Origin of the sequence: Sneathiella sp., from assembly GCF_036960985.1 — a bacterium.
Lineage (GTDB): Bacteria > Pseudomonadota > Alphaproteobacteria > Sneathiellales > Sneathiellaceae > Sneathiella.
Window position 1 is genome coordinate 1 of the sequence record NZ_JBALWD010000058.1, and the last position, 11,254, is coordinate 11,254.

Below are 11,254 nucleotides of genomic sequence, written 5' to 3' on the forward strand. Positions count from 1 at the left end.
TAGATGTTTATCGTTGAACCCGGCAATTAGTTCGGATTCTGTTTCGATTTCCACGGGGAAAGGACCGACTTTGTCAGAGGCTTCGGGGCCATCGGTGGAAAGGCCGAAAGGGGCTGTCAGCCCTCGGCGTATATGCAACAGGAATCGAGCCCATCCAGGAAAATTTGTTATGATCTCAGCCGCGGGACGTGACGCCATATTGGAGGACACCGAAAAACAATCCAAGAAGTCTGTTGTCGAAACACGGGCGTGCAGAGAGCTACTTGCGGGTAGTTCGGAGGCTACCACTTTGGGTCTGTTGGGCAACAAAAGAGACCTCCTCCATCAAAGTCAAACTGCGGATTTCTGGCAGTATATCCGGTGATAAGTTTTCCGTCTACCAAAGCGCGGAATTGCGCAAAGACTAGCTGGCTATATCCTTGGACCCTGACCCCTTAACCGCTACAGATGAACGGCAACCTTGAGCCCTAAGCAGACTTGTCGTGACACCCTTAAAGTAATTCCGAAAGCATTTTTGCTACACGAGAAGCACCATCTGCCTCGACAGGCCGGAATATATTTGGCCGACCAATCTCTTCTACCATTGCCTGAGCAATGCGATCTGGATCGCTTTCGTCAAAGATCATTTTCCGGCCCGCTTTGTATTGATTGAGCCGATGCGCTACGTGGAAATTTTGTTCAAAATGATTTTTGAGAGGAAAGTACAAGAAAGGTGTACCTGCGGCTGCAAGTTCCATGGTTGTTGAAAGACCTCCTTGGACGAGCGCCAAATCACACACGGCCAGATGCCGATCAAGGTCGGGGACAAAGCCAACGGCTTCAACACCTTCCGGTAGGTCAAAACCTGCGGGATCAAGGCGAGGCCCCATGACAACAATCATGCGTAGTTCGGGAATATGGCGTTTGGCAATGGGGTAGGAGGCGAGAATGCGTCGGATCAAACTGCGTCCAACACCGGAACCACCAACGGTCACAATACACAGCTTTTCATCTTCCCTGTAGCCCAGTCGGGCGCGAAGCTCCTGCCGAGAACCGAAGTCATCCGGATGCGCTCCAAGAACATACCCGCTAAAATCAAAATGCTTTGGGATCCAGTCCCGCATAGTCGGTAAATCCTTACCAAAGCCCATAGGGACAATATCTTCGGGGTTGCCGACAAAGATCGAACGATCTCGTACGCCCGGATTGCCCTCCACATGTCCGATCATTTCGGCGTTATAATCAGTTGTCAAAAATGCCTCATGATCCCCATTTTCCGCAATGGGAACCCAGCCCACGAAGTCAGTCAGCCACGCGACTTGTGCCTGTTTCAATTCCGGGTGTTCGTGCCAGTAATGGTCAACGTCCCAAGCTTCATCGGCAATCACCAAATCATAGTTATCTTCCTCAAGCACCTCTTGAAAAACCATGAAGTTCGCGATCAGAATTTCATCCATATTGCGGATCGCCTGAAAGGCGTTCAAATCGTGTTCACCTGATTCATCTTCGATGTGGGTGGACTCGCTCACAAGTTTTGGACTTGCCGGATGAACCCGTTCTTTATTGGCGCCGAGAAACCGCGTGACGGGATCTTGCGATAACCAGTCAACCTGCATATCGGGATGAAGTTTTCTCATCTCCTGGGTAATCGCAAGATCACGCCGGGCATGGCCCAATCCAATGGGGGATGACAGATATAACACTTTCTTGGCAGCGCCGTTTCGTCGGGGCTTCTTCGGTTGCCAAGTTCCCAGATGCTTCGCCAGAAAATTGCGGACCATGGTGTTGACCTTAGCTGGATATCGGCCGTTTGGAGCATGCCCAGCACCGGGGATAATCGCCAATTCACACCCTGTCAGATTTGCAATTAACTCGGATACTGCGACAGGTGCTATCGTATCTTCGTCTCCATGAATTGCGAGCATGGGGCACTTAATGCGCTTGTACGCCGCCTCATCCATTACAATATCGCCCTCACTGCTCGCGTCCATGGTGGCGATCATGACGTCGGCATTGGTCTCCAATCCCCAATCGATTGAATCTTGGATTTGCTTGGTCGAATGGGGTTCATTGCAAATCTGGCGCATAAAGAAATCAACAAAACCCGGAAAGTCTTTACGCCAGTAACCACGGTTGTATTTTTGCCAACCTTCATAGGTTTCCAGGTCACGATCGAAACTATCATAGCCCTTATAGTCAAAGGATTCGGCCAGTGGGGAATTTGCCCCAATCATGATTACGGCTTCGGTTTTGTTCGGGTAATAGGCGGCCAGCGCTGTCGCAACCAACGTACTGAGGGACCATCCAACAAAGATCGCTCGATCTGTTTCCGTTGCGTCCATGACAGCTAACGCATCACCAACATAATCCTTCAAACGATAACCTTGCGGGTCTGTCAATCTCTCTGACTTTCCATTTCCACGCGGATCGTAGGTGATACAGCGGAAATGCTCACTGAAGTAAGGAATTTGGGCTTTGAAGGCCTTTGAATGCACCAACGACCATGTCGGAATAAACATCAAGGTATGATCGCCCTCACCATAGATTTCATAATGAATTTCGAAACCATTGTTATCAACAGTTCCTTCCGTATGAGGAAATTTGGCACGCATGATTGTTACCCTCCCTTAAATCTTCTTCAATTCACCCAGGCGGATCATTTCACCGAAACGCCGTAAGGATCGCCGGATTGGCACACCGTGATCCTCGACACCCAGAAGCAACAGGGCTTCTGCTCCAATGAATGCGCTGGCAACCAGCGAGGCTATATCCTCCGGTGTGAAGGGGCCAAACGATCCATAGGTGTCGTGTGCGGTTTGGGCGAGTTGGTTTAACAAAGCGTTCCACCTCATTAATCCCTCAAGGGCGACCGTCCCAAAGTCGGAATTTGACAGCCCGGCTACCATTAACTCATGCAATACCCGCACATATCCGGAGGCCATATCTTCTTCAAGATAATCACAGGCCTTATCCCATTTTTCAGAGAGCGCCAGGTCGGTATTATTGAATAAGTTGTTTTGCCGTTCGAGGAGTTGCGTGTTCAGATGCTCAAACAAGGCCAGCACCATGCCGCCCTTGGAGCCGAAATGATATTGAATCTGGCTCATGGGAACCCCCGCCACAGCAGCCACACCGCGCGTCGAAAGACCTGCATAGCCTTGCGCTTGCAAGACATCGTTTGCTGCCTTCAATAATCCCGCCCTGGTCGCTTGAACTTTTTCCGCTGTTACCCGTGCCATGCAGTTTTCCAGTCCTGAAGTATTTCAATATATTAATTCATTCGAACGAATTAATCAAGTTACCATAATTGACCTCCGACAAAGTTTAAATTCATGATGGTGAATTACGCTTCTGACATTGAGCCCGAGTGCCCGTTTATGACGCCGCAAACGGTTCTCACCAGTGGGTATTTAGGCGCTAGAATGGCAGTTTGATGGATGGATCGTGATTGTCGACTTTTGGCACAATTCAGACGTAAGGCCTATGGCGGATTAATCGATGCCGACCCGACCCGAAGAGATCACTCTTCAGATAGTGCGGGCCGGTATCGATAATTACCCTGTCAACTTTTTTACCCGCCCCAGTTATCTAGCGCGTTGGCGCGGATAGATTGCTAACTCAACAAACGCGTGTTCCAATTTTGGGTCTGGCAGTGTGGACCGTCGTTTATTGAGCGACTTCAAAATAGTCTTCGCGCAGCAGAGCCCGTCCATCAGATTGGACTACCCAAAGCTCATTGGTGATAACGCCGCTGGCTTTGTTCATTTTCCAATCAGCCGCAACACGGGCAGATTTTCCATCAAGAACAGTGGTGACCGTTTTGCTATAAACCACATCATCAAAGCCTTTGCTTACGAGATCTGTCCAGAATGCATGGATTTGTTCCTTGCCTTTAAAGGTGCCGAACGGTTTGACAACCATCACAGCATCATCTTCGTACAGGGCCGCCGCTCCGGCTGCATCGCCTGCGTTGAAGGCGTCTTTCCATGCTTTGCTCGCTGTTGCGACAGCGACTTGGATTTTCATATCTGTGGCGGCCTGGGCGGCGGCTTCCTGCGCATGGGCCTGGAGGCTGTTGCTTGCTGTTCCGGACATAATTGCGACAGCAAGTGCAAGGGCTTTGATCTTTAACATCGGGGGATCCTTTTAGGTTTCCATTTGAGACAATGACCTTTGAATTCCGACACTATTGCCGGGGTGTACATCGTCGATGAGGAAAATATAGCTAGATTCTATTGTTCAAAAAACATAATATAAATGAAATAACTATTCGTTTTACGAGAACAATTAAATGCTTTCTGCCTTGCCTCTTACTTTTGTTGCCATTGTTGAACGGGGTTCCATCACACAGGCAGCCACTAATCTGAATCTTGCAAAATCAGCCGTGAGCCAAAATCTCAAACGGCTTGAAGCACAACTTGGTGTCAAATTGGCGACCAGGACGACACGGAAATTCAACCTTACGCCAGCGGGAGAACGGTATTACGCACGTTGCAAGGAAATTCTCATCCTGTCCCAGATGGCGTCAACGGAAATGGAGGATTTCGGCGCCACACCTTCTGGGCCAATAATCATAACGGCGCCACATGCCATGATCGCGCCCGTAATCGCACCGGCAATGAAAAAGGTGATGAGTAAATTTTCACTGTTACGCCCAACGGTTATTGCAGACGACAAACGTCTCGATCTCGTGGCGGGCGGAATTGATTTGTCGATCACTGTTGGCCCCTTACCTGACAGCAGCTTGAAAGCCCAAAAGGTGGGGACACTTCGCGATGTCCTGTGCGTCTGTCCAAAACTGCTTAACTCCTTGCAAGGCGCCGCCGATACCCACATTTTGGAAGCTATTCAGTCGCTGCCCTATATTGCGCATGCACGCGAAGACCATGTCGTTGAACATACGCTCCTTCAAGAACATACAGAAAAGACGCTGCGGGTCCGGTTTCGGCCGACATTTTTCAGCAACGCGATTGACGCCATGGTTTCCTTTGCCCGAGAAGGATTGGGGGTCGCGTTGCTTCCAGATTTGGCGGTGATTGATGAACTTGAAAAAGGCACATTGGTCAAAGTATTTCCAGATTACGCTGTCGACAAAGAGCCGATTTACGCGGTACATGCCTACGATACACTGCCACCGAGGTCGGTACGTGAAATTATTGACGCCGTAAAGGCAGGATTGAAGGGATCGCCGTTCAGCTAGCGCAAGCCCGTATCGACGATCGCGGTGACGATGTTTTTGCCGGCCCTCGCCGAAGATCTTATCGATTAACACCCGAACTTGTAGCGACAACCTAATGAACGTCTGCACCTGACCCAAAGCGGAAGTTATTTCAGAAAAATCTGAAAACTCAAAATTAATGTCCGGTATTGATGCGTATAGCAGACTCCATTTTCAGCGCCCGAAAAGGGCGGCTCATGACCCGAAGGAGGAGTTCAGAGATGGTGTCACATTAAAGTTATTATACATAGAATCTTGATGTTTGTTGATGTCTATTTCCCGCAACCCTGAGGAAAACCCATTGATTTCACTGATCGGCCATAAGTATAATCGTTTTAGACACTAAGCGTCTGTAATCTAGCGACGGAACAATCCAACGCGACACAACAGTAGGACAATTACAATGAAAACATTTACTTTGATTTCCGCCATCCTTGCGGTTGGCCTTCTTGCGGGCTGCGAAAGTATGGAAAAGGCGGAATCCAAAAGTGTGACAACGCCAGAATATGATGAATGCGTAGCGCTTGCGAACAAGACTAAAACAGATAAGGCGGAATGCAACAAGTTCCTAAAATAATAATAAATACGAGAGCATCCGTTCGAGTGTAATCAATCTTATTCAAGAGGTACTCCACGCAATATATTATCGATGTGACAGCCTCTTGAATAAGCAGCAGCTTAATTACTTACTCGTCTGAATATGAGCAACAAAATACTGGGTCGAGAGCATTTAATTAGGATTGCCATCCGAAAAGACATCCCTATCAATTGAAAGGGACCCGATCCGGCTGGCAATGTGAGTGAGCGAGAGCGCAATGAAAGATCGCTTTGCCTGCTCTGTGGAAGCCGGCGTTAAACACGGTGAATGGTTGTTAATGGCACTAAGCATACATGGTGTATCCGAAAGCAGAAACATTGCGCATCAAAGATCACTGTCGCTTTTTGGGGTCGATGCTTCTCGATAGAGGTTTGTTGCTTCCGGTGACAGGTTAGCAGTCAGAGCGACAGCCCTAATCTGATTTTGCGCACGGGATTGACCACCCCAAAGGCGGAACAGGGCTGTCATAGCGGTCAGCGTTGATGTCGCGGTGAGTAAATAGAAGAACCCCTCCGGACCATAATAAGTAATGGCAAAACCTCCTAATGTCGGGCCTAAAATCATACCTGCAGCTAAAATCAAAACTAGAGTGCCGCTTGCAGCAACTACTTGCCCGGGTTTTAAATGGTCGTTCATATGGGCCATGCAGATCGAGTATAACGGGAGGGTCAGCCCCCCTATTAACGCAACCATCGTGTAGAGAAGAATGGTGTTTTCTGCGGGATTTTCCAACGTTCCGAGAAATAAACAGATCGGGATCGCGAAACAAGGAGCGCCAACGATAATCAGGCGCCGATCTAACCGGTCAGAGATTTTTGCAAGTGGAAACTGAAACAACATGGCGCCAAAAGTCATTGTTCCTATAAGCCCGCCAATCTCGCCATTGGAAAGCCCAATGGCACGAGCGTAAAGAGCGAGGACAACATAGAGTGTTGTCTGGGCAATTCCATTGAGAAAACTTCCAGTTAATCCCATGGGGGAGAGCCGGAACAATGCAATCAAAGAGATTCTTTCCGGCGGCTCATAAGGGGGAGTTGCACTGGTTGAAATCAACATGGGAACAAGCGAAAAGGAGATCAAAACTGAAACTACGATGAAAAGTAAAATTCCGTCCGGGCTGGAAAGGTTAAGCAGAAATTGCCCAATCATTACGCCGCCGGTTTGAATAATGAAGTAAACTGACAATAAACTGGCACGCGTTTTGTTGTTTGCGCTGCCATTTAGCCAACTCTCGGCAACGATATAGAGACCTGAAAAGCAGAAGCCCACGAGTAGGCGCATAGCCCCCCAACTCCAGGGGTCATAGGTAACAAGATGGATAAGTGCCGCTGCGCTGGCAATTGATGCAAAGGCAGCAAAAATCCGAATATGGCCAACTTGCATTATCAATTTGGGTGCAATCAAACAACCGAGCAGAGATCCGATAGGATAGGCAGATTGCATCAGCCCAATCGCGGACTCGCTGAAACCAAGTCCCCCGGCCCGCAACGTCAGCAAAGTTGCTAAAAGCCCATTGCTGACCATGAGAAAAATCATGCCCAAAAAAAGTGGCCAAGACGATCGAATTGCGGCCCACATGTATTTGCTCCGTGTAAGGCAGATTAGATACAATATTAGTGGAATCTAGGCTGCGGTAATAGTTCATAAATCCGCCAGTATATTTGATGTAAAAATAAGTAGAAGGAATGACGGCCTTTATGTTCAAACAATTTTTTATAGAGGAAAGCCACGTTTTGAGACAGCCGTTTCTGGCCCTAGGCAAATTTGTAGCGACACCCTGCTGAACATCTGCACCTGACCCAAAGCGGATTATTGTACTCCACATGCGAAAGCCTAGAATTTAAGTTTGGCGCTGTAATGCAGTTCTGGTATTCTCAGTGGATCTGAATGAAACCCGGATGAATTGGAATTAGAAGTTCAAATGCAACAAAGTGGAAACCTGTTTGAGCCGCTAACACTTCCTTGTGGTATAACCCTGAAAAATCGGATTGTGAAATCCGCGATGTCGGATTCCTTAGGCGATGGAACCGGCCATCCAACACCTGAACAGATCAGACTGTACCAGCGTTGGGCCACAGGCGGAGTGGCCGCTTCCATAATTGGGGAGGTACAAGGCACAGAAAGTTTTGCAGAAAAACCTGGAAATCTGGTGCTTAATGAAGCATCCGATCTTGACCATTTTCGGAAAATTGCCAAACAGGGCGGTGAAAACAGTACCAGTCTCTGGTTGCAGCTCGGTCATGCAGGGGCGCTTGCTTACGCGCCAACCAGTAACCCCAAAGGCCCGAGCGCACTTGATTTGCCGGGGCTGCATTGTGCAGAATTGACTTTAGATGAGATTCATCAATTGCCCGCAGAGTTTGCAAGGACAGCCCGGTTAGCGCAGCTGGCTGGTTTCGGCGGCGTGCAGGTTCACGCGGCACATGGATTTCTGCTCAGTCAATTCCTTTCACCCCTGTTCAACAAGCGAAGCGACCAATATGGTGGGACTATCACCAATCGAGTGCGCCTTCTGTTGGACGTCATCGAGGCAACCCGTGCCGCTGTTGGGCCTGATTTCCCAATCGCTGTGAAACTCAATTCCTCAGATCAACTCGAGGAAGGGTTTGCCAATGAAGATGCGCTCGAAGTGGTGGCCATGTTGGACCGGTCCTCGGTCGACCTGATTGACATCAGTGGTGGCACCTATTTTCCGGGCGCAAAGTCCGCCTCCGACGGTGCTGGAAAAGGTCCTTACTTTATCGACTTCGCAAAACGCGCCCGCGCGGTGACGACCAAGCCACTAATGCTGACGGGAGGTTTCAAGACACGCATGCAAGCCGAGAACGCTTTGGCTAGCGGCGCGGTCGATATAGTCGGGCTTGCCCGTGCACTCGTTCTTGAGCCTTCCCTTCCCAATCTTTGGCAGGCGGATCAGAAACCCGAGCCGGTATTTCCGAGATTCTCTGATGCGCCAGAGGGTGGGATAACAGCGTGGTATACGATGCGATTGACCGAGATCGGCGCGGACGACGAAATGCCGGTGTTCACGGATCTCGGGCAGACTATCCGAGACTATGAAGCGCGCGATAAAACCAGAACGGAAATCTGGTTACGTCATTTTACCAATAATGCCGTGGGACAGCCCTAAATGTTATCAGTGCCCACCTAGTCTGCATTGTGGACAAAAGTGCACCTAAACTCAAAATCCGTTCGTGGCACATTTCAGACATTAGGTCCTATGGCGATTTAATAGGTCCCGGCCCTACCCGAAAAGATCGCCGTTCAGATAGCGCAGACCGGTATCGACGATCACCGCGACAATATTTTTGCCGCCAATCTCGCCAGATCAAATTTCGGTTGCGACAGTTAGCTATCTTCGTTCGCCGATTTTTGCTCGGAGCGGTATTTACGTGTCGACAGAGCATCAATAAAAAGCCGGAAGTTGCCAAAATATTTTTTGCTGGCAGTTTTCACCTCATCACCACTGTGTTTCAAGGGTTTCTAATTCCTGGATTGCAGGGATGTAACCAGATATTTTTAGTGGCCTTTTGCCCGGTTACAGCAGATTCGAAACATCAGTAAAAATTAACCATACACAAGGTTTTGTTAACCATAATTGACCGAAAAAAGGTCTCATTTCTATGGAATTTCATCAATATGCGTAAAATTTTTCGCAAATTATATACGTCCCACCATTTATTAGGTACAAGCTTCTAAGTAGATTCGTTAGTTTATTTTTATTGTATGGGTTGTTTTCCATTTTCTATCGAAACGCTAATTATAGTGGATAGATAAGAGCAGTCCAAACTCCCTCCATAAGGGGATTTATTTTAGCGACGACCAAAAGCATATTGTGGCCGCCGCATATATTAACAAGGGAAGTTTTTATGTTAAAAAAATGTATTCATGCGACGGCCATTGCCGCTCTCTCGACGTTCCTGATGACAGGACAAGCATCCGCAGTCAGTGTTTTCGATTTTGTTTCCTGGGCGGATAATTCATCAAATGTGAATTACCAGGATCTTGGTAGCGTAGGCAACGGGGAATATGGTGGTCAGCCCATAACAACCCTCAGTGCAATCGACGGCATATCAATGGAAGCCACTGGCTTTGCAGGGGACGAAGCCGCATTTGCCTATTTAGATAAAGGCCGTGCGGGTATGGGTGTCTGTAAGGTTATAACAAAAAGCCTGCAATGCAATCCGAGTTCTGATGATAATGTCACAGCAACGGAACTTCTGGTGATCGATTTCAATCAAGAGGTAAATCTCCTGGATATGTCCTTTAGGGACGGAAAACATAACCTGCTCGGTGATTTTGACATTGACTTCTATATTGATGGTATCTCCCAAGGTATCACATTATTCGATGATGCCTTTTTTGCCAGCGGGATAACGGGTAAAAAGTTTGGCTTTGGATTTGTAAAAGAAGAATTTTATATCTCTACTATGAGCGTTTCAGCCGTTCCAGTTCCAGCAGCTCTACCACTCTTTGGTGCAGCACTTCTCGGAATGGGCTTCCTGGCTCGCCGTAGAAAACAAAAAGCTGCTTTGCAAGCCTAGTAGCGCAACAGCAACAACAAACATCAAGGCGGTGGCTTTCGGGTCACCGTTTTTTTGTGTCTGGTTGACGAAGCTTTAGTGTCTCTCGCATAAGCCAGTGCTCCGGACTAGTGAGCGTATCGCAGATTATGTGGTATCGAGGGATTTACGTTTACGATCCGAATTGGTGTGTTAAACAATATAACGCACCCCAATTTCAAGGATTACTCTGCCAGCTATTAATAATCCGATAGACGGAAGCTCTCCCTATACCAAACTGCCTAACTACCTCCGTAGGTTTTACGCCATCACCAAAAAGCTTCTTCACTTCATCAACTTTAGCTATTCCTTCAATGTCGCTTATGGCACTAAGCAGACTTGTAGCGACACCCTGCTGAACGTCTGCACCTGATTCAGAACAGCCATTCAAGTAGTTCAATTATTGTGCTAGAAAGACCGCTGCTGACCTAAACGATTTTGATTACAATGACGTCGACATGGGGATTATAAATAGATGACAATATCTGGCGAATGCTTTTGTGGAGATATAACGTACGAAGTATCCGATAATCTACGCGATGCGAGGTCCTGTCACTGTTCTCGTTGCCGTAAAGCGTTTAGTTCGCAGGCTTCAGCTTATGCCTTGGTCGACCCTGAAAAATTCAAGTGGAAAACCGGAGAAGACCTGTTGGTGTCTTACGTTGGAGAGCATGGGTTTGGACTGCAATTTTGCGGTAAATGTGGCTCCACGCTCTGCGGTATCTATAAAGGGATCGTACACGGCGTCACCTTGGGATGTGTCAATGGCGATCCAGACATTGAGATCGGTCATCATATCTTCGTTGGTTCAAAAGCCGCTTGGGAAGTTCTCCCAGAAGGCTTGACTATGTATGATGAAGGGCTACCCGCTACAGATTAAATAGTTTCTGGCACCCC

General features: G+C 48.2%; 11 protein-coding genes. 5 read left to right on the forward strand and 6 right to left on the reverse strand.

Translation table 11 applies throughout. The features are described from left to right. The 4 genes from V7723_RS19380 to V7723_RS19395 form a co-directional block, all read right to left on the reverse strand. A partial coding sequence (locus V7723_RS19380; RefSeq protein WP_335686158.1) for a DUF2867 domain-containing protein occupies positions 1–288 on the reverse strand: 288 nt, incomplete at its 3' end. A gap of 203 nt (positions 289–491) precedes the next feature. Beyond that, positions 492–2,591 carry an alpha/beta hydrolase gene (locus tag V7723_RS19385; RefSeq protein ID WP_335686149.1) on the reverse strand — a complete coding sequence of 700 codons (2,100 nt, stop codon included), beginning with the start codon at positions 2,589–2,591 and terminating at the stop codon, positions 492–494. Positions 2,592–2,606: 15 nt separating this feature from the next. Beyond that, positions 2,607–3,218, reverse strand: a complete 612-nt coding sequence (locus V7723_RS19390; RefSeq protein ID WP_335686150.1) for a TetR/AcrR family transcriptional regulator — start codon at positions 3,216–3,218, stop codon at positions 2,607–2,609. Positions 3,219–3,645: 427 nt separating this feature from the next. Then, complete coding sequence (locus tag V7723_RS19395) at positions 3,646–4,113, reverse strand: nuclear transport factor 2 family protein (protein ID WP_335686151.1); 468 nt, start codon at positions 4,111–4,113, stop codon at positions 3,646–3,648. A gap of 157 nt (positions 4,114–4,270) precedes the next feature. Between V7723_RS19395 and V7723_RS19400 the strand changes: the two genes are divergently transcribed. Together V7723_RS19400 and V7723_RS19405 are read left to right on the forward strand one after the other, a co-directional pair. Continuing rightward, positions 4,271–5,179 (forward strand): LysR family transcriptional regulator, encoded by a 909-nt coding sequence (locus V7723_RS19400; RefSeq protein WP_335686152.1) that lies wholly within the window; start codon positions 4,271–4,273, stop codon positions 5,177–5,179. Positions 5,180–5,600: 421 nt separating this feature from the next. Then, positions 5,601–5,774, forward strand: coding sequence for a hypothetical protein (locus tag V7723_RS19405; RefSeq protein ID WP_335686153.1), 174 nt, complete (start codon positions 5,601–5,603; stop codon positions 5,772–5,774). Between the two features lie 345 nt (positions 5,775–6,119). Here the strand turns inward: V7723_RS19405 and V7723_RS19410 are convergent, their stop codons facing one another. Continuing rightward, positions 6,120–7,373 carry an MFS transporter gene (locus tag V7723_RS19410; RefSeq protein ID WP_335686154.1) on the reverse strand — a complete coding sequence of 418 codons (1,254 nt, stop codon included), beginning with the start codon at positions 7,371–7,373 and terminating at the stop codon, positions 6,120–6,122. A gap of 343 nt (positions 7,374–7,716) precedes the next feature. Between V7723_RS19410 and V7723_RS19415 the strand changes: the two genes are divergently transcribed. Further along, positions 7,717–8,925, forward strand: a complete 1,209-nt coding sequence (locus V7723_RS19415; RefSeq protein WP_335686155.1) for an NADH:flavin oxidoreductase/NADH oxidase family protein — start codon at positions 7,717–7,719, stop codon at positions 8,923–8,925. Between the two features lie 739 nt (positions 8,926–9,664). After that, a complete protein-coding gene (locus V7723_RS19420; RefSeq protein ID WP_335686156.1) occupies positions 9,665–10,339 on the forward strand; it encodes a PEP-CTERM sorting domain-containing protein in 675 nt (224 codons plus the stop codon). Between the two features lie 196 nt (positions 10,340–10,535). Here V7723_RS19420 and V7723_RS19865 read toward each other — a convergent pair whose 3' ends face one another. Beyond that, positions 10,536–10,646, reverse strand: a complete 111-nt coding sequence (locus V7723_RS19865; RefSeq protein ID WP_443024267.1) for a helix-turn-helix domain-containing protein — start codon at positions 10,644–10,646, stop codon at positions 10,536–10,538. A 186-nt stretch (positions 10,647–10,832) separates the two neighbouring features. Between V7723_RS19865 and V7723_RS19425 the strand changes: the two genes are divergently transcribed. After that, positions 10,833–11,237, forward strand: a complete 405-nt coding sequence (locus V7723_RS19425) for a GFA family protein (RefSeq protein ID WP_335686157.1) — start codon at positions 10,833–10,835, stop codon at positions 11,235–11,237. Positions 11,238–11,254: the final 17 nt, after the last annotated feature.

Bases quoted from the DNA above. Each gene is read 5' to 3' on its own strand.
- V7723_RS19385 (WP_335686149.1), bottom strand. From the start codon at position 2,591: ATGCGTGCCAAATTTCCTCATACGGAAGGAACTGTTGATAACAATGGT.
- V7723_RS19390 (WP_335686150.1), bottom strand. From the start codon at position 3,218: ATGGCACGGGTAACAGCGGAAAAAGTTCAAGCGACCAGGGCGGGATTA.
- V7723_RS19395 (WP_335686151.1), bottom strand. From the start codon at position 4,113: ATGTTAAAGATCAAAGCCCTTGCACTTGCTGTCGCAATTATGTCCGGA.
- V7723_RS19400 (WP_335686152.1), top strand. From the start codon at position 4,271: ATGCTTTCTGCCTTGCCTCTTACTTTTGTTGCCATTGTTGAACGGGGT.
- V7723_RS19405 (WP_335686153.1), top strand. From the start codon at position 5,601: ATGAAAACATTTACTTTGATTTCCGCCATCCTTGCGGTTGGCCTTCTT.
- V7723_RS19410 (WP_335686154.1), bottom strand. From the start codon at position 7,373: ATGTGGGCCGCAATTCGATCGTCTTGGCCACTTTTTTTGGGCATGATT.
- V7723_RS19415 (WP_335686155.1), top strand. From the start codon at position 7,717: ATGCAACAAAGTGGAAACCTGTTTGAGCCGCTAACACTTCCTTGTGGT.
- V7723_RS19420 (WP_335686156.1), top strand. From the start codon at position 9,665: ATGTTAAAAAAATGTATTCATGCGACGGCCATTGCCGCTCTCTCGACG.
- V7723_RS19425 (WP_335686157.1), top strand. From the start codon at position 10,833: ATGACAATATCTGGCGAATGCTTTTGTGGAGATATAACGTACGAAGTA.